This window comes from Hyphobacterium marinum (assembly GCF_036330325.1).
GTDB classification, from domain to species: domain Bacteria; phylum Pseudomonadota; class Alphaproteobacteria; order Caulobacterales; family Maricaulaceae; genus Hyphobacterium; species Hyphobacterium marinum.
Genome location: NZ_JAZDRO010000005.1, coordinates 70251 through 87714 on the forward strand (window position 1 = coordinate 70251; position 17464 = coordinate 87714).

22 protein-coding genes are annotated in these 17464 nt (G+C 63.3%); 7 read left to right on the plus strand and 15 right to left on the minus strand.

The features are described 5' to 3' along the window. Window positions 1-43: 43 nt before the first annotated feature. A complete protein-coding gene (locus V0U35_RS11710; protein ID WP_330196906.1) occupies window positions 44-382 on the minus strand; it encodes a DUF1491 family protein in 339 nt (112 codons plus the stop codon). Between the two features lie 58 nt (window positions 383-440). Between V0U35_RS11710 and V0U35_RS11715 the strand changes: the two genes are divergently transcribed. Together V0U35_RS11715 and V0U35_RS11720 are read left to right on the plus strand one after the other, a co-directional pair. Next, window positions 441-2036 (plus strand): hypothetical protein, encoded by a 1596-nt coding sequence (locus V0U35_RS11715; protein ID WP_330196907.1) that lies wholly within the window; start codon window positions 441-443, stop codon window positions 2034-2036. Between the two features lie 35 nt (window positions 2037-2071). Then, window positions 2072-2956, plus strand: a complete 885-nt coding sequence (locus V0U35_RS11720) for a hypothetical protein (RefSeq protein WP_330196908.1) — start codon at window positions 2072-2074, stop codon at window positions 2954-2956. Here V0U35_RS11720 and V0U35_RS11725 read toward each other — a convergent pair. Next, window positions 2936-4573 carry a sensor histidine kinase gene (locus V0U35_RS11725; protein ID WP_330197061.1) on the minus strand — a complete coding sequence of 546 codons (1638 nt, stop codon included), beginning with the start codon at window positions 4571-4573 and terminating at the stop codon, window positions 2936-2938. The two genes, V0U35_RS11720 and V0U35_RS11725, sit on opposite strands and share 21 nt — an antisense overlap. Window positions 4574-4840: 267 nt before the next feature. Between V0U35_RS11725 and V0U35_RS11730 the strand changes: the two genes are divergently transcribed. The 3 genes from V0U35_RS11730 (at window position 4841) to V0U35_RS11740 (ending at window position 6824) form a co-directional block, all read left to right on the plus strand. Beyond that, window positions 4841-5875: a hypothetical protein gene (locus V0U35_RS11730; RefSeq protein WP_330196909.1), complete on the plus strand. Its 1035-nt coding sequence runs from the start codon at window positions 4841-4843 to the stop codon at window positions 5873-5875. Window positions 5876-6074: 199 nt separating this feature from the next. Further along, complete coding sequence (locus V0U35_RS11735; RefSeq protein ID WP_330196910.1) at window positions 6075-6353, plus strand: hypothetical protein; 279 nt, start codon at window positions 6075-6077, stop codon at window positions 6351-6353. A 39-nt stretch (window positions 6354-6392) separates the two neighbouring features. Then, window positions 6393-6824, plus strand: a complete 432-nt coding sequence (locus tag V0U35_RS11740; protein ID WP_330196911.1) for a SufE family protein — start codon at window positions 6393-6395, stop codon at window positions 6822-6824. Here the strand turns inward: V0U35_RS11740 and V0U35_RS11745 are convergent. Further along, a complete protein-coding gene (locus V0U35_RS11745; RefSeq protein ID WP_330196912.1) occupies window positions 6794-7543 on the minus strand; it encodes a DUF6456 domain-containing protein in 750 nt (249 codons plus the stop codon). The two genes, V0U35_RS11740 and V0U35_RS11745, sit on opposite strands and share 31 nt — an antisense overlap. A gap of 23 nt (window positions 7544-7566) precedes the next feature. Continuing rightward, on the minus strand, window positions 7567-7917 hold the full coding sequence (locus tag V0U35_RS11750; protein ID WP_330196913.1) for a helix-turn-helix domain-containing protein: 351 nt from the start codon (window positions 7915-7917) through the stop codon (window positions 7567-7569). 327 nt (window positions 7918-8244) lie between these two features. Here V0U35_RS11750 and V0U35_RS11755 point away from each other — a divergent pair, with 327 nt between their 5' ends. After that, window positions 8245-8928 (plus strand): NYN domain-containing protein, encoded by a 684-nt coding sequence (locus V0U35_RS11755; RefSeq protein ID WP_330196914.1) that lies wholly within the window; start codon window positions 8245-8247, stop codon window positions 8926-8928. On the opposite strand, the gene V0U35_RS11760 is transcribed toward V0U35_RS11755, so the two are convergent. Beyond that, window positions 8925-9050, minus strand: a complete 126-nt coding sequence (locus V0U35_RS11760) for a hypothetical protein (RefSeq protein ID WP_330196915.1) — start codon at window positions 9048-9050, stop codon at window positions 8925-8927. The genes V0U35_RS11755 and V0U35_RS11760 overlap by 4 nt on opposite strands. Between V0U35_RS11760 and V0U35_RS11765 the strand changes: the two genes are divergently transcribed. Further along, window positions 9049-9696, plus strand: a complete 648-nt coding sequence (locus tag V0U35_RS11765) for a hypothetical protein (protein WP_330196916.1) — start codon at window positions 9049-9051, stop codon at window positions 9694-9696. The genes V0U35_RS11760 and V0U35_RS11765 overlap by 2 nt on opposite strands. Before the next feature lie 69 nt (window positions 9697-9765). Here the strand turns inward: V0U35_RS11765 and V0U35_RS11770 are convergent, their stop codons facing one another. Genes V0U35_RS11770 through V0U35_RS11815 form a run of 10 tightly spaced genes read right to left on the minus strand, consistent with a single transcriptional unit; the run spans window position 9766 to window position 17446 of the window. Then, window positions 9766-11478: a Na(+)/H(+) antiporter subunit D gene (locus tag V0U35_RS11770; RefSeq protein ID WP_330196917.1), complete on the minus strand. Its 1713-nt coding sequence runs from the start codon at window positions 11476-11478 to the stop codon at window positions 9766-9768. Then, window positions 11471-11803 carry a hypothetical protein gene (locus tag V0U35_RS11775; protein WP_330196918.1) on the minus strand — a complete coding sequence of 111 codons (333 nt, stop codon included), beginning with the start codon at window positions 11801-11803 and terminating at the stop codon, window positions 11471-11473. Before V0U35_RS11775 ends, V0U35_RS11770 begins: the two co-directional genes overlap by 8 nt. Then, the gene (locus tag V0U35_RS11780) at window positions 11800-13263 is read right to left on the minus strand and encodes a proton-conducting transporter transmembrane domain-containing protein (RefSeq protein ID WP_330196919.1); all 1464 of its coding nucleotides are present in this window, start codon (window positions 13261-13263) and stop codon (window positions 11800-11802) included. Before V0U35_RS11780 ends, V0U35_RS11775 begins: the two co-directional genes overlap by 4 nt. Next, the gene (locus V0U35_RS11785; protein WP_330196920.1) at window positions 13260-14789 is read right to left on the minus strand and encodes a monovalent cation/H+ antiporter subunit D family protein; all 1530 of its coding nucleotides are present in this window, start codon (window positions 14787-14789) and stop codon (window positions 13260-13262) included. The genes V0U35_RS11780 and V0U35_RS11785 overlap by 4 nt, the downstream gene beginning before the upstream one ends. After that, window positions 14786-15253, minus strand: a complete 468-nt coding sequence (locus V0U35_RS11790; RefSeq protein ID WP_330196921.1) for a cation:proton antiporter subunit C — start codon at window positions 15251-15253, stop codon at window positions 14786-14788. Before V0U35_RS11790 ends, V0U35_RS11785 begins: the two co-directional genes overlap by 4 nt. 1 nt (window position 15254) lies before the next feature. After that, complete coding sequence (locus V0U35_RS11795) at window positions 15255-15698, minus strand: Na(+)/H(+) antiporter subunit B (RefSeq protein WP_330196922.1); 444 nt, start codon at window positions 15696-15698, stop codon at window positions 15255-15257. Further along, window positions 15695-16273 (minus strand): DUF4040 domain-containing protein, encoded by a 579-nt coding sequence (locus V0U35_RS11800; protein WP_373696409.1) that lies wholly within the window; start codon window positions 16271-16273, stop codon window positions 15695-15697. Before V0U35_RS11800 ends, V0U35_RS11795 begins: the two co-directional genes overlap by 4 nt. Beyond that, entirely contained in the window at window positions 16273-16641 is a 369-nt protein-coding gene (mnhG, locus tag V0U35_RS11805; protein ID WP_330196924.1) for a monovalent cation/H(+) antiporter subunit G, read from the minus strand. Before mnhG ends, V0U35_RS11800 begins: the two co-directional genes overlap by 1 nt. After that, window positions 16638-16955, minus strand: a complete 318-nt coding sequence (locus V0U35_RS11810) for an MrpF/PhaF family protein (protein WP_330197062.1) — start codon at window positions 16953-16955, stop codon at window positions 16638-16640. The genes mnhG and V0U35_RS11810 overlap by 4 nt, the downstream gene beginning before the upstream one ends. Beyond that, complete coding sequence (locus tag V0U35_RS11815) at window positions 16955-17446, minus strand: Na+/H+ antiporter subunit E (protein WP_330196925.1); 492 nt, start codon at window positions 17444-17446, stop codon at window positions 16955-16957. The genes V0U35_RS11810 and V0U35_RS11815 overlap by 1 nt, the downstream gene beginning before the upstream one ends. Window positions 17447-17464 lie beyond the last annotated feature (18 nt).

The window sequence follows — 17464 nt, forward strand, 5'->3', positions numbered from 1 at the left end:
CGCGGCGTAGCGGCTTGAGCGATGCTTCGCAAGGCTTGTCGGCCTATTCCCCTTCAACCGGCTCGGTCAGAAAATGCCGGCCGGCCCGGTCCTCGATCTCGACGAGCCAGATATCCGGGTCGCTGTCGTGACGCCGGGTGGCGTAGGCATCGGCCTCGTGCTCCGGTACGGGGTCTCCACCCAGCGGCTGGGTCCAGATGCGTTCGCCCTCGAAATCACGCGCCCCGGCATACAGGCGGGCCAGCCGGTCCGGCAGCGCGACCTTGACCAGAACCGCCCCGGCATCGGGATCGCCGGACCGCAGGACATAGCCGGCCGCCCCGCCCGCCTCCGCACGGCGTATCAGCGCCTGCACCCAGATTTTTGTCTTTAATTCCGCCATGACCCGTTGATGGCCGCCCAATTGCTTAATAAAGTGTAAATGGGGATGGGGGCGTATCATGTTTGTACGGGTTCTGGGTAGCGTATTCGCAGGAATTCTTCTGTTTTTCAGCGGGTTATCGCTCGCGTTCGCGGATATGGGCGACCGGCGGGCCGAAGCCGTAACCCTCGCCGATATCGACCCGGGACGGGACACTGTCCTTATCGACAGCGATTTTCCGGTCTCCGCGATCACCGTCCGCCTGCCCCGTCATATCCAGCCTCACAGCGCACTTCTGACCATTGCCGCCCGTCCAACCGATGGCGAACGCGGTGAATTGCGCCTGCGCGTCAATGGCCGCGATATCGACCGTGACGGCCTGCCAGGCGAACCCGAAACCCGGTTTCAGATCGACGGCGACATTCTTCAGCCTGGCGAAAACGAATTCGAATTGCGTGTGGATACCGCGTCAGATGCCGGTGTCTGGCTGGTCGATGGCCGCCGGTCGCAGATCCGGCTCGACTATTCGGTTGCCGGTGCCATCGAAACGCTCGACGGGATTGATCTTGCCCTGTCTGCCGATTTTGCCCGGCTCGAGCGTATTCACATCGCCAATAGCGAGCAGTACCCGACCCTGGAAGTCCTGTCCGCCCAGGCGGTCGCCCTGCGCAGCGGTAACGTCCCGATCTTCGCCGCCGCAGACGAGGCCCACGACCTTGCCGTCAGCTTTGATCTCGCAGCGATTGACGGCGTAACAGGGCCGGAAATTCGCCTCATCCCCGGCGCCCGGCCCGAACTGGTTATTACCGGCCGCGACGCCGGTGAGACCATCGCCGCAGCCCGGCTGTTCGCTGCACGCAGCTTTGCCGGCGTCGGCTCGGTCTTCGACGTGGCTGCAGCACTGGACGCGCCCCAGCTGGGAAGCGGACGCGCGGGAATGGCTGCCGAACCGACCGATCTCAGCCTCTTTGCGCGCCACACGGCACCGTTCGGCGCACAAGCCGGCGCGCGCACCGCAGTCGTCCTGGCCGGTCTGGATGGCGAGACCCGGACAGCCGCTTACTCGATACTGTCACGCATGGCGCTCGCCAGCGATGCTGCCTGGATTTACGCGTGGTACGGACCAACAGCAGCCGCTGCGCCCGAAGGCCGGCATCTGCTGGTCATTGGACCCGACGCCGCCCGCGACCGCGATCTCATGGACGCTGCACCGCCTGAATTGCGGGCGGCGCTCCGTGCTGCCGCACAATCAGGCCCGTCCCGCCCCGGCCTTCGCTTTGCGGCTGCCGCTTACGCCGATGCCGGCACGGGAAGCGGAGCCCCCTATGGCGTGGCCGCGATTTTTGCCGACAGCCGGGACGGATCCCGCCTGATAGCGACCTTCACCGCCGGTGAAGGGGCCGCATTTTCCCAGGCCGCCCAGTCGCTGACCCGCTCCAACCTTTGGGACGCGCTGGAAGGCCGTGCCGCGATCTGGAGCCCGCGCGGTGTGACGCCATTCGACTTTGACACCGCCGGGGCCGGAAGCCTTTCGATCATGGACCGCTTGACCGGACTGGAACTGCATCCGCGCGAAGCTGCTGTCCTGCTCTTCTCACTCGCCCTGCTCTTCATGTTACGCGGAATTTGGCACCGTCAGCGGCGGATTCACTCCGCATCAAAGGATTTGCGCTAGCGTCCCGGGCCTGACTGGCCAACCGGGATGTGTGAATGCGCCTGCGACCCTTGTCACTTGCCGCGCTTGCCGCGGCCCTGCTGTGCGGGCCCGCGCAGGCGCAGTCGGTCGCTGAAGTGTTCGGCGAACGGTCGCTGGCCATCGCCATTGATGATCGCTGCCACGTCTTTTCCGATAATGAGCGTGACGCACTGACTGCCTCCTGGCTTCAGGCCCGGGGGACGCTTCTGCGTGCGGGCCATTCCAGCGAAGACATCCGTTCCACCTTCGACGTCATTACCCGCCGCGCCTCGACCCGCGCCTGCTCCAGCCCCGAAGCCCAGGGCGTCATCGCCGGGGTTCGCAGTGCCTACACGGCATTCTCGCGCATGTATGCGCTCGACTATCCGGGCGGGGCGCGGGTGTGGATGGCCCAGCGCCGCCGGGGGGAAATACCCGTCTGGACCCTGTCCCAGACACTGGCAGACGAGCCCCAGCCCCCGCGATTTGGTCTGTATTCCGACCCGGCCGGCGAGGTTTTGAGCCTTAGTCTCGTCCCGGCCGAACCACCCTCTGGCGTGGCAATCGTCCTGCGGGATCCGGAACGTGCCTCTGAACCCGTCGATCCGACGCTGGGAGGACTGCTGGCTGTTTCCGGCCGTCCGGCCTGGGCCCGCCTCGCCCCGCCGCGCCATGCCGAAGCCCGCTTCTGGGCGAGCGGACGGCGCATGGTCGAGGACCGGCTTCACTTTGCGTTCCCGGAGAGTGCCACCGAGGCCATCGCCCGGCTTGACCCGCGCGAGGCCGCACGGATCGAGCTCTACGATGCCCGGGGCCGGATTACCGGACAGCTCTATGTGGAAATCGGGGATTTCGCGGCCGCGCTGGCTTTCCTCGCGGCTGGTATTGATCCGTCAGCCTCAGCTGCCCCCGGCGGCTGACGCCAGCGCATCACCCGCAGCCTGCGCCCGCGCGATCCGCTCATGTACTTCCAGCGGAACATCATCCTCGGCCGGCGTGGCCGTTTCGGCGACGACCGGCAGGCGGATCGTGACCGTCGTGCCCTCGCCAAGACGGCTTTCGATCTTCATGTCCCCGCCATGCAGTTCGGCCAGCGAACGCACCAGCGACAGGCCGAGGCCCGTGCCGCGCTCATCGGTTGTTCCCGCGCTTGAACCTTGCGTATAGGGGCGGCCCAGCCGGTCAATGTCGTCCTTGGAAATTCCAACACCGCTGTCGCCGACGGCGACGATCAGATTGTCGCCTTCCCGGCGCGCCATCGCGATGACAGCCCCGCCTTCGGGCGTGAATTTCACCGCATTGGACAAGAGGTTCAGGAGGATCTGGCGCAGCGCCTTGCGGTCGGCATGAACCGGCAGGGCCTCGTCGGGCAGATCCACATCCAGATTGATCCGGGCGTCCTCGGCGCGCTGGCGCAGCAGTTTCGCGCAGATGTCGACGACGTCGCGCGCATCGAAATCCTCGCGCGACAACTCGTACCGGTCTGCTTCGATCTTGCTGATATCAAGGACATCCCCGATCAGCTCGAGCAAATGCCGTCCGCTCTCATGGATCAGGTCGGCATATTCGGCATAGCGCGCCGGCATCGGCCCGAAGAGGCGCGATTTCATCACGTCGGAAAACCCGATGATCGCATTCAGCGGCGTGCGGATTTCATGGCTGACCGAGGCCAGGAATTCACTCTTGGCGCGGGTTTCTGAAATCGCGGCATCGCGTTCGACAGCAAGCTGGGCATCGCCCGACGGTGCCGGAGACAGCGCCGCGACCCAGGCATCATTCAACTGCACGGCGTCGATCTTCACCGGAGCTGCGCGTCCCCCCGCGCCCCGGATTTCGATATCAGAAGACAGGCCGCGTGCCGGGTCATAGCGCTTCAGGCGATTGCGATCATCCTCGTCAAAGCCGAGATCACTGAAGGACAACCCGTCCAGACGCCGGGGCAGTCCGGGAACGAGGGTGTGAAGCCCTTGCGACACCGCCGCAATCTCACCATCGCGGCAGATTGCCAGCGCGGACGGGGCCGCATCAAAGGCGGCGCTGCGCAGCGCGAAACGGTCGGCTTCGGCGCGGAACCGGTCATGCGCCGCAATCGCGCGCAGCCCGGCAACACCGAAGCCCAGCGCGATAAAGAGCGTGGCCGCCGGGAAGCCATGCTGGAAAACCAGGAGCGCACCGGGCGGCTGCGGCAGGAAGCCGCCATATTGCAGGCCGCCGACAGCGATCGCGGTGATGCCCGACAGGGCAGCGGCCTCGACCACCGGCCGGCGCGAACCATAGGACGCCGCGGCGGCCACCGGCAGCAGAAAGGCCACGGCCCCGGCTCCTGTCAGCCCGCCGCTCGCCGCAGCGATTCCGGCGGCCAGTGCCGTCCAGACCAGCGCCAGGGCGAATCGGGAGAATTCCTCGTGCAGACGGCGCGCGACAACCAGGCCCAGAAGCCCGGGCAACGCCGCTGAGGCCACCGCAACCCCAGCCGCGAGCGGCTCCAGCCCGCTTGCGGCCATGATGGAAGAGGCACAGAGCGCCAGACCTGCCACCCAGGACAAGTGTGCGATCCAGCCTCCATTTCGCGCGATGGCTATGGTAGTTTTCTCAAGCAATTCGGGTTCTCGTGCCTTGCCGCGACTCGCTTTTCCGGCCAGCCCGACTCTTTGCCGGGAGTCTTAACAAGGTGTGAATCGCTAAGGTTGTCAGATTAACGAATCCCTGACGCTCCGGACCTGATAATCTGCGCGAGGCATCTGGCGGAAAAAAGCGTCAGGGCGCAAGATGTTGAAAGCTGCACTTCGACGGGGAGATTGATCGTGCTTGCCATTCTTACTGCGACGGCGCTCGCGCTGACGGCCTATCAGGACGCCGCGACCCAGGAGGAGCCGCAGGCGGGCGAAACCCCCGTGCTCCGTCTCGATGTGCCGGCCGAACGTCCGGCCCCGGGCGGCGACAGCGATATCGTGCTCCGGTCTGCCGGTGAATATGCCGGTTATCACCGCACGCTGGGTGAAATCCGCCGCGCCCCGATAAGCTCAGGCGATGATCTCGACCACGCCATGGACTCCCTGTCCGCCTATCTCGGTGAGGAACGCCTGGCCCAGGCCTGGCTGGCTTACGCTTCGCTGATCGCCGAACAGCACCCCGAATTCCTCGACGATGTGCGCGACGTTGCCGACTACTACGGCCGTGACGCGGCCATCCGCGGCCTCCTGAATGACCCGGCCTATGCGACCGCCTTTCGCCATTCCGGCGAAGCGAGCAGTTCCGTACTCGAGGTGATCGAAGAGGATTCAGGCGAGATCCGCGAAGTCGGCGAACAATTCCGCATGGCCGCCTACGATCTGCAGTCCGCGCGCTGGGCCAATGCCGTGGCCCGTGACCGTCAGGCTCGCCTGGCGGCCATCCAGCTGGCGGGCCAACGCCCGCTCCCGCCAGGCCTGAACCTGTTCTCGACCCAGTTTGTTGATGGAGCCGACGATCTCGGCGCGGCCTCCAGCGAGTTTTCCGGCCTGCCCCAGGCCCCCTCACCCAGCGTACGCCGGTCCGCGCCCGAGCTCGCTCTGGAAGTCGGTGTCGCCTATGAACCCGACCGCGTCCGGGTTGGCCGCATTCTCTCGATTGCCGCCCTGCGCGCCATTTCGACGGACTCTGTCTATTCCGATGAGGCGCTGGCCCAGCTGCTGGCCGACCCCCTGGCACAGCGTTGCCTGGCCTGGGCCCGGATCAATCTCGAGCAATGTGTCGCGGCCGGTCATTTCAAGTACGAGGATTCCTTCTGCATCGCCCAGCATGCGCTGATCGACGTCTCGGACTGCCTGCAGGCGGCACAATCCCGCCGGGGCGGCTAAAGGTTAACAAAATTGTACCGGTACGAAACAGGGTGTATCAAACGTAAACAGGAAGTATCGAATTTTATTTATTAGAATTTTTTCCTTTGTGTTTGATCTCCATTTCTTATTAATTTGGCTTTTTCTCGCTTTTTCGGGAACACGCGTCTAGCCTGAGAGTTGCAGGTCAGGAAACCTGTAAGTTCGAGGACAGACGCCCATGATGTTCGTATTCCGCGCCGCCTTCTGGATTGCCGTCGTCAGCGCCTTCGCGCCGTCTGCTCTTCTCGGGCACGGCGAAGCGAATGCGGACGCCGTCGTGGCTGATGCCCAGGACATGACGCGCCAGGTCACGGAATTCTGCGATCAGGCCGGAGCGATCTGTGAAGCGGGTGCCGAAGCCGGTGACTTCCTCGACATCCTGGCCGACGTCGCCGCCGTTCGGGTCAATCGCTGGCTAGAAGAACGCGAAGCCGCCTCGACCGCGTCCGACTCCTGAAAGCTTGCGTCAGCTGCCTCCGCGCCTTAGGTGCGAGGCATGAGCACCGGCATACAGACAGATATCCAGTCCATCATCGACGAATTCGACTTCCTGGGCGACTGGGAGGAGCGATACCGCTATCTGATTGATCTGGGCAAAGCCCTGCCGGCACTCCCGCCCGGCGAGATGACCGACGCCAATCGCGTCAAGGGGTGTACCAGCCAGGTCTGGCTGATCAGCGACGTCGAACACAGCTCGCCTCCCCGCCTGACATTCCGCGCCCAGTCCGACGCCCATATTGTTCGCGGCCTCGCCGCGCTTCTGCTGCGGCTTTACTCGGGACGCACCGCCGAGGAAATCCTCTCGGTCGACGCCCGGAAAGTCATCGAGGCAATAGGCCTGGCCGAGCACCTGTCACCGCAACGCTCGAACGGGCTGAACTCCATGATCGCCCGCATTCAGCGCGAGGCCGGCTCCGTCGCCGCCTGACGCGCGGGCTGCGGCGCAAGGCCGTAGTGAAGCGCGAGACGCTGCAGGGCGAGTTTCAATGCCAGTTTTCCTGACCGGCTGGGCCAGGACAATTCCCGCTCCACGCCGTCCATCGGCAATTCGCGGATGCACACCGCCATCACGACCCGGTCGAGCCCCGGCCCCAGTGCATCCAGCGCATCCATGACCCTGTCCCTGGCCGACAGCGCCGCCACCGGCGCATCAGCCGGATCCCGTACCGACCGGCCGGGGCTGCCGGGTTGTGCGGACCAGTGGCTCGTCACCCGCGCGGACAGGGTCGAGCGGTGATAGTCCGCCCGGAACCGCTCCCCGGCTGCAAATTCCTCGGGTGTCAGAAAGGGTGAACCGCCCCCTGGCAGTGGCCGGGACCATCGCGCCAGTGGCGATTCATCGAGATTACGTTTCGCCGTCTCGATCCGTCGCCCGACCATGACGGGGGTGTCCGCCAGTGTGCGATGACGAGCGGCGAAATCGGTTTCGTTGTCGCGCACCTGCAAAACGGCGCGGCCGTCATCCGTCAAGCTGAAGGACGCCCCGTCCGCAACGATCCATCCGGCGGCCCGGGCCTGCCGCACGGTCTCGGCCGGGACGCGTGCCATGGGCCTGCGCCGCCGGTCACCGCCCGGAAACACGCCATAGGACGTTGCAGCGGCATCCAGGGCGCACAGGCGCGCGGTTCCCTTGGCGAGGCGTTTCATCCACCGCGGGGCGCTGCCAGACATCATGCGTGGAAATCGAGGCCAGGCCCCGGTTCCGGTGCAGCCCGCAGAAATCCTTCCAGCCGGTCCAGACAGGCGTCGAATTCGGGATCATCCCGGCGGTCTTCGACGACATGGCAGGCGTGAGACGCCGTCGTCCGGTCCCGTCCGAAAAACACCGCCACCTGGGACAGGCTCAACTCGAACGCGACATGGGTCAGATACATGGCGACCTGCCGGGCCAGCGCGACAGAGGAGGATCGTCGGGTCGGCGCGATCATCTCGTCAGGCGAGACATTGAAGGCATACGCGACGGCTTCACGGACCAGCCGGGCGCGCGGCGCGTCAAACTCTGTCAGGTCGGCGTGTTTCATCACCTCATCCATCTCTGGCTTCGCGCTAATGCTAGGAAGCGCCGGACGGGTGAGGATAACTTTCCTATTGATTGGTGTCAGCTGCAAACACACGCATGCGTTGCGCCAGGCAAAATAGGAGGATTTCTTTCCTATCCGGCTTTCCGTTTGGAAAGCGCGCAACGAAAAAATGGCTTTTCGAGCGCCGCACGTCTCCAGCTAGTGGATTGAAGCCCCCTTTGCAGATTGAAATTCTACAGGTTAAAGTAGATATGGCGAGTCAGGCAGTGGTAGAAATATTGACATTTCGGGGGTTTTGGACTACTTGAAGCCTGTCAACGTTTCCGAGTGATCGGGAACACCCCCGCAGGCGCAAACCTGCGGGGTTTTATTTTGCCCAATCGCGCCGGATTTTATGTCGACGGATTTAATGTCCACGGTGGCCTTGATGAATTTGGCGCACCGCATCTGAAGTGGCTGAACCTGCGTTTGCTTTGTCAAAAACTGGCAGGAGAAAACGGCCATATGGTTGAACGCGTCGTTTATTGCACTGCCCGGCCGAGGCATTTCGCCAACGCCGCTCGAATACACCGATGGGGCGAATACAAGTCAGCGCTGGAAATCGTCGGATGTGAACCGGTTCTGGGAACGTTCGCTCTTGCTGACATCAACTGCCGCGCAAAATGTCGCGAGACGTTCCAGAAAGCCGAGGAAAAACAGTCCGACGTTAATCTCGCCATCATGCCGATCGAAGACTTGTTCGACCAACGTATCGACCATGTCTATCTGGTCACTGGTGACTCGGACCAAATCCCGACTCTAAGGCACATCGCTACGCGCTACCCCGACTGTGAACGGATAGTTGTCTTTCCGCCAAATCGAGGCGGCAGCAGCGCATTGGCCCAGGCCGCAATAAAAATCCGCCATCTAAGCCGGGAGGATATCGCTTCCTGCCTTTTCCCCGAAGTTGTCCGTCTGCCCGGTGATCGCCGGTATGCCACGCGGCCGCATGAATACGCGCCGCCTGGCTAGCCTTTTTCTTGAAATTCCTTGTGCGGCTTCGGCGGTGCCTTCAACATGCGCTTGACGATCTCGTCGCGATTGCGCGCCGTTTCCTCGTCGCTGCGCTCGTCATTCTTATTTGGATCTGACATGGCTGGAAAACCCAATCCTGCTACCGAGGCCGACACCCACTTGGCTGTAGGCGTAGCCACAACCGCCTGGGGCAACATAGAGGTCTTACTCCACCACGTCTTCGTTCAAGCTGTTGACCCGTCAGGAATCGGCGGTGGCGCTGCCGCGCGGGCCTTCTGGGAGGTCGTATCATTCAAAGGCAAGATCGATATGACCCATGCCGCTGTCAGCTACGCGACAAGAAATAACCCGGGATTACACGCTCGTTGGGTTAATCTGCGCAAAAAGGCAACCCGTGAAAGCAAGAAACGCAATGAACTTGCTCATGGCGAAGTGATGAGAGAAAGCTTCAACAAGGGCGGAGTCGAAACCCACTCTGAAGTCGTATTCCGCCCCTATTCCTTCAAGGAGATTTATAAACGGCAGGACAACCGGGAATACGCGCCGCTCAAACGAACCGCACAAGATATCATCCAATTTGTCGGGAAGCTCTACGAGCTAAGCGACGACATTAAGCGCTTTCTCTACGATCTCCGGACAATGCAAGCTGAAGCGCTTCCTGAACAACTGGAACGTCAGCTGGATCGAGTGAGGTCTGGGCGATACCACCCAAAAGGCCCGCTTCAATCAAAAACTGCCCAGCCAGACGAGCCATCTCCGGAGTGACGGTAACCCCCTGTTTTTCCCCGTCTGTCATGCCGTTGCCAACACAAGCCAACAGCCGCCATTTCTTTCCTATCCGGCGAGATAGGCGACGAGCAGGACAATGCCGAGCAGGACGCTGGTCCAGATGGCCAGAACGCCGCTCGGAATATCCCGGCTGAGCGCGCCCGCGGGGCTGAACACCGCAAAGAAGCGCTCTCCCAGCTTGTGTCGCGCCTTGGTCAGCTGGTGTCCGCCAGCCGCCATCAGCCGGTCGAGCATCGCCCAGCTCCAGCGCACGAAACCGTCGCCGAGCCGGCGATAGAGCCAGTCGGTGTCAAGATTGATGCTGGGCCGCTCGGCCGGATAGAGGCCAAGCCGCATCAGCAGCGCGAAGGCGAACATGGCTGCCAGCAGGAGCTGCATCTGCCCGACGATATGGTCGAACGTGTAGGGCTGATAATCGACTGCATAAGGCAGGATGGCATAGAGATATTGCGGCCAGATCCCGATTGTGATGCACAGCGTCGCGGCGATCCCCATCGCCAGCAGCATGTTCGCCGGTGCTTCCTTGACCCGCTTGCCGCTGTCATGAGCGAAGAAGGCGAAATACGGGATCTTGATGCCCGAGTGCTCCAGCACACCGGCCGAGGCGAAGACCAGGATCAGCCATACGACCCAGTGGCCTTCCTGGGCAGCAGCGGCGAGCGTCAGAGACTTCGCGACAAAACCGGACAGCAACGGGAAGGCCGAGATCGACGCCGCGCCGATCAGGCAGAAAATGGCCGTAAAGGGCATCGACTTGAACAGGCCACCGAGCTCGGACGCCTTGACGGTCCCGACCCGGTAGAGCACCGCGCCCATGCTCATGAACAACAGCGCCTTGTAAATGATGTGCACGAAGGCGTGGGCCGCCGCGCCGTTGAGCGCCAGCTCGGTCCCGATACCGACACCCACGACCATGAAGCCCAGCTGGTTGTTCAGCGAATAGGCCAGCACCTTGCGCAGATCGTTCTCGATCACCGCGAAGAAGACCGGGAAGGCCGTCATGACCGCGCCGAGATAAATGAGGATTTCGGTGCCCGCGAAGGACCGCGCCAGCGCATAGACCGCCAGCTTGGTCGTGAAGGCAGAGAGCACGACCGCGCCGACGACCGTGGATTTCGGATAGGAATCCTGCAGCCAGTTGTGCAGGAGCGGGAAGGCGCACTTGATCCCGAAGGCCAGGAAGATCAGCCAGCCGCCCGGGGCGTCCAGCCCGATGGCTCCGAATTCCCACGAACCGCCCGACGTGGCGTAGATCACCGATCCGCCCAGCAGCAGAACGCCCGACAGGACGTGGATCACGAGATAGCGCAGCCCCGCCCGGAAAGAGGCGGGCGTTCCGGTCGCCCAGATCAGGAAGACCGAGGACAGCGCCGTCAGCTCCCAGAAGAAGAACAGCGTCAGCAAATCGCCCGCAAACACTGCGCCCAGCCCGGCCCCGGCATAGACCAGCGCCGAGGCATCCTGCATCCGGTCGCGGTCGTGCAGACCGTAAATACTGTTGAGGAAGGCCGCGATGATGAAGACGAGGCCCCATATCCGGCTCAGTGCATCGAAGCGGAAGGTCTCGAACTCGAATCCGGCCGCGGCAATGACCCCGTAGGTTCCGGGAATATCGACCGCGAACCAGAGTGCCGCCGCCACGAGGGGGCCGAGGAGCGTGACGACCTTGCGAACCGAATAATTCGGGATCAGCCCGGCGATCAGCCCGGCCAGAATGACCGGCAGTGCCGGCGTGATGAGCGGGAGCGCGTCAATCATCCCCGGCCGCCTTCTCGTAATAATCTTCCTTGCGGCCGAGCAGCGCCCGCAACGGCCACCCCATCAGGACGGCAAAGGCAAAAGACGCAAAGCCGAACCAGGCGTAAAAGCCGTGCCATTCCGCCCAGCTGACATATTCATGCCGGTGGTGGATGAAATCGAGCGCGCCGAGCCCGATCGAGGCGATACCAATCGCAAACAGGAAACCGGCTTTCACGGCCGGCGATTCCAGCCACAGGAAATAGCGCGCGGCCGGATGGATGGCGTCGGACGCAGCGGTCGTTCCGCCCCTGGCTTTGGATTTGGGTTTGGGCGTGTCGGTCATGGCGTGGGGACTCCCGCGTCAAATACCGGCGCAAGGAAAGCGCGGATCGGCTCGATCAGGAAGAAGAGCGCGGTTGCGCCCGCCGCCGTGATTACGGGCGGCAGCACGACCAGCATGGGCGTCTTCTTCGGCAGCGTCTCTTCGGCCGGTTTCTCGTAAAAACCCCGGCCCGGAATTGGCAGCAGATAGGCGACATTGAGGATGGACGAGATGATCAGCGCCGCGATCAGGATGGCCTGACCGGTGTCGATTGCGCCCAGCATCAGGAAGAGTTTGGGCCAGGTCCCGCCAAAGGGCGGCAGGCCGATGATGGAAAACGCCCCGACGGCGAACGCGCCGAACGTCCAGGGCATCAGCCGTCCCAGCCCCCGCATCTGGGAAATCTCGGTCTTCTTGGTCGCGGTGTAGATTGCGCCGGCGCACATGAAGAGCGTGATCTTGCCCCAGGCGTGCATGACGATCTGCAGCGCCGCGCCCATCAGGGCCAGCGGTGTCGCCAACATTGCGCCGAGCGTCACATAGGACAGCTGGCTGACCGTGGAGAAGGCGAGCCGGGCCTTCAGATTGTCCTTGGTCAGCGCAATCAGCGAGGCCAGCACGATGGAGATGGCCGCGATCCACGCCAGCGCATCAGCGGCCCAGAGCTGCTGGACCAGGGCGGGTCCGAAAATATAGGTCACGACCTTCAGGACCGAGAATACACCGGCTTTCACGACCGCCACGGCATGCAGGAGCGCGCTGACCGGTGTTGGCGCGACCATGGCGTTTGGTAGCCAGGGGTGGACCGGCATCAGCGCCGCCTTGCCGATCCCGAATGCGAACATGATCAGCAGGATGGATGACACCAGCGGCGACACCTCGCTGCCGAGAATTCCGCCGAGCGTGAAGTCCGTGGACCCGGCGAGGTACTGCACCGTGATGATCGCGGGCAGCAGCAGGCCGATCGAGGTGCCGAGCAGGATCGACAGATAGATCGCTGCGCCGCGCCGCGCCTTGGCGTCGCCCTTGTGCGCAACCAGCGGATAGGTCGACAGGGTCAGCGCCTCGTAGAACAGGAACATGGTCAGGAGGTTGGCTGACAGCGCGATGCCCATCGCGCTGAGAATGGCGATGGTGAAGCAGACATAGAAACGCGTCTGGTTCTTCTCGCCATTCCCGCGCATATAGCCGATGGAATAGAGCGAATTGACGATCCAGAGCCCGGCTGCAACTGCAGCGAAGAGCGCGCCCAGCGGTTCCAGCTCGAAGCGCAGCGACAGCCCGCCGCCCATGTCGAGTATGTTGAGTTCAGGCCGCGCACCCGTCACTGACACCAGATAGGCAACATTGGCGGCAAGCAGGACGGACGCAACCAGCGTGACCGCCTCGCGAATGTTCGGGAACCGGCCGAGCAGGCTGATCAGCACCCCGGCAAAGGCGGGAATGGCCAGCGCGAGGCCAAGGGAGAGTTCCGGCGTCATTGTCCCGCCCCCGTGATCGCGGCATCGGCGGCGGCACGCGCCAGCGCCAGGAGCGGTTCGGGATCAAAGAAGAACCAGATGTTTGCCGCTGCCAGTATCCACAGCGGCACGATCATCATCATCGGCGAGCGCGCCCGCGCCGGTACGCCATGGTGTTCCGGCGACTTCGCGATCCACACCGCCAGCAACAGCCGGCCTGCATAGAAGAAGGCGAGAATGGACGAAATGATGATCGCCGCGAGCGCCCACCACCAGCCCTGCTCGAGCGCGGCGATGCCCAGATACCATTTCGACCAGAAGCCGATCGTTGCGGGCAAGCCCACCAGCGACAATGCGGCAATGGTGAAGGCGACCGCTGTCGCGGGCATCGTCCGCCCCAGCCCGTTGAGATCGGAAATCCGGCGCACGCCGAAACGGATCGCAAAACCGCCAAGCGCCATGAAGAGCGCACCCTTCATCATGGCGTGGTTCATCAGGTGCAGAAGCCCGGCCGAGATACCGGCTGCTGACCCCATGCCGAGGCCCAGCATCATGTAACCGACCTGCGCCACCGAGGAGAACGCCAGCAATCGCCGCGCATCGCTCTGGAAAACCGCCTGGACCGAGGCCGCGATCATGCCGATCACGCCCAGCACCGCGAACACCCAGACGAAGGAGGCCTGCACGAAGGCCGCATCGGGATAGAAAACGTCAAACAGGAATCGGATCAGCGTGTAGAACGCCACCTTGGTGGCCGTCGAGGCCAGGAAAATGGTCACGAAATTCGGCGCGAACGCATAGGCGTTTGGCAGCCAGAGATGCAGCGGGAACATCGCGGCTTTCAGACCCAGCCCCACGATGATGAATGCAAAGGCCGCCTGGACCACGCGGCTGCCGCTCAGGTCCGGCAGGCGCGTGGCGATATCGGCCATGTTAAGCGTGCCGGTCGCCATGTAGAGAAAGCCGACCCCGATGACGAAGAAGGTCGCGCCAATCGTACCGAGGATCAGGTAGTTATACGCTGCGGTCAGCGCCCGGCGGTCCTGCCCCGCCCCCATGCCGACCAGCACATAGGTCGAGATCGAGGAAATCTCGAGGAAGACGAACATGTTGAAGGCGTCGCCCGTGATCGCGACGCCAAGCAGGCCGGAAAAGCACACCAGGAAAGCCGAATAGAACAGGGCGCGCTTGTGCGGCTCGATCTCGTCGGCAACGCTCGGCAGGGCGTAGACCACGCTTAGCAGGCCCAGGCCTGAGACCAGCAACAGGAGCGCCGCATTCAGCGCATCGGCGCGGAACTCGATCCCGACCGGGGGCTCCCACCCGCCGAGTGCGTAACTCACGACCCCGCCGGTCTGGACATCGACCGCCACGACAATGGATAGCACGGCGGACACGAGCGTTCCGACCAGCGCAATGGCCCAGGCGCTGCGCCCTTCGGGCATCAGGGCCGCGACCGCGGCGAGCAGCAGCGGAGCCACGACCAGAACGGCCGGGGCATGCTCGGTCAGAAGCGCCGGCACGAGAGCAGCAATCCACTCCATCATGAGGATTTCTCCTCGCTGTCGATGGCATAATCGGCGCGGTTGATGGCTTCATCCTCGATCGTGCCATAGGTCTCGCGGATCCGGACAACCAGGGCGAGTCCCACCGCGAGCGTTGCCACGCCGACCACGATCGCGGTCAGGATGAGAACGTGCGGCAGCGGGTTGGAATAAATGACATCCGTGCCCTGCGCTGCAGCCTCGCCATAGGCCGCGTCGCCGCCATGAGCCGCGTCACCACCATGTCCGCCCTCTCCTCCATAACCGGCATCTGCCGGCAGGATGGGCGGCAATCCGCCCGCAACATTGCTGAGCGTGATGTAGAGCAGGAATACCGAGGTCTGGAACAGGGACAGGCCGACCAGGCGCTTGACCAGATTTCCGGTCGCCACGACGGCATAGAGGCCCGTCATCATCAATATGATGACGACGATGAAGTTGAAGCGTTCGGCGATCAACTCGACCATCTCACCACTCCTCTTCGGGGATGTCGGGCGCACGGCCAGCAAAGGCATAGAAGATCGCGAGCATCACCGAGAACACCGTCGTCAGTACGCCCAGTTCGACCAGCAGAATGCCGATATGCTGGCCGGTATGGTGGGCCTGATCGGGGTGCAGCACGTCATAGTCGAGATAGTTCTCGCCCATGATCAGCGTTGCCACGCCGACGCCACCATAGATCAGGACACCCAGGGCCGCCCCGATCCGGACCACCAGCGGGGGCACCGCATTGCGGGCAGCCTCCACGCCGAAGATCAGCGCATAAAGGATCACGGCCGAGGCGATGATGACACCGGCCTGGAAGCCGCCACCCGGGCTGTAGTCGCCATGAAAGTGTACGTAAAATCCGAAGACCACGATGATCGGGATCAACAGCTTGGAAACGACACGGAGGACCAGATGCGGGCTCATGCCTCATCCTCCTCCTCGGTGTCCCGGCGCGGCTTGCGCCCGCCCAGGCCGAGCAACAGCATGACGCCGAGACCGGCCGCGAAAATCACCACCGTTTCGCCGAGCGTATCAAAGCCCCGATAGCTCGCCAGAACCGCGGTCACGACGTTCGGAACAGCGATTTCCTGCGGTGTCCGGATCAGGTAATCCAGACCCACATAGGCATTGGCCGGCGAATTCGGATCGCCATAGGCCGGCATGTCCCCAATGGCGTAGAAGAGCGCGGCACCTGTCGCCAGAACCACGACCAGAGCCGCCCAGTGCCGGCCGGCCTTGACCGGTTCGGCTTCACGCGCCGTCAGCAGCATCGCCCCGAGCATCAGGACGGTGGAAATGCCGGCACCCACGGCCGCCTCGGTGAAGGCGACATCAACCGCGTCCAGCGTCACGAACCAGGCTGCCGACAGAAGACTGTAGACGCCCATCAGCATGACTGCGGCAAACAGATTGCGCAGCCGGACGATGGCAATGCCGACGGCCAGCAGCATTGCCATCAGCGCGAAATCGAGAAGCTGGGTCCAGTCAAAACCGTCCATCATTCGCCACCCTGTTCGACACGGTCACGCGGATGCGCCGGGTGGTGACGCGACAGAAGCGGCTTCTGTCCCGCCCGGTGCGCGGCGTTCGCCACGGCGTGGGTCGCCGTCGGGCTGGTCAGGAACAGGATGAAGCCGACCAGCAGAAGTTTTGCCGACAACAACGTAAATCCGGACTGCAGGATCAGACCAAAGATGATCAGCTCGGCTCCAAGCGTATCGGTTACGCCGGCCGCATGCATGCGCGTGAAGAAGTCCGGCAGGCGTAGCACGCCCAGGGCTCCGGCCAGCACGAACACCATGCCGGTCGCCATCATGCCGATACTGGCCGCATCAAGGACCAGACGAAGAATTTCCATCCCGGTCATTCGTCATCCTCCCCGCCAATGGCCCGGCGCAGGGACATCTGCGCCAGCGCAATCTCCAGCGAGCGGTACCGGAAGAATTTCAGGATCGCGATCGTCGCAATGAAATTGATCAGCGCATACAGCAAGGCGATGTCGACCCCGTCCGGTCGGCCAGTCAGAAGGCTGAAAATCAACAGCAGAAGCACGGTCTTGGTGCCGAAACTGTTCGCCGCCAGAACACGGTCATACAGTGATGGTCCCGCAAACAGCCGCGCGAGCATCAGTGCCATCGCCACCGACATGCAGAGCGCTGCGGCGAGATTGACCCAGAACATCACGAGGTCCGCTCCCGCCCGTCAGTCGCGTTCGCGGCCTTGGCGTTCATGTCCGCAAAGCCTTCCGGAGCCGTGAAGTCCGGTGTCAGCGCATGAACAAGAAATCCGTCTTCCTCGACCTCCACAGTCACCGTGCCCGGCGTCAGCGTGATCGAGTTCGCAAAGACACAGCGCGCCAGGTCAGACCGGGCCTCGACCGGCACGCGCACCAGCCGCGGCGTGATGTCGATGGACGGCTTCAGCGACGCCTTCACCACGGCGACATTCGACTTCGCGATCTCGCCGCCAAGCCAACCGTAGAAGGGGATGAGTGTTGGCAAGCGCAGGAAGGGCGCGGCCTCGCGGTCAACGATCCGCATGCGGATCGCAAGGAAGAGCGTCACCAGGATGCTGACGGCACCCAGACCCAGCAGCAGCGGCTTGTCGAAATAGCCGGACAGGACGGCCCACAAGATCGCCAGAATGATGCTGAGGCTTACGCCGTAGAGCATGCTGCTTCCCCAAATGCG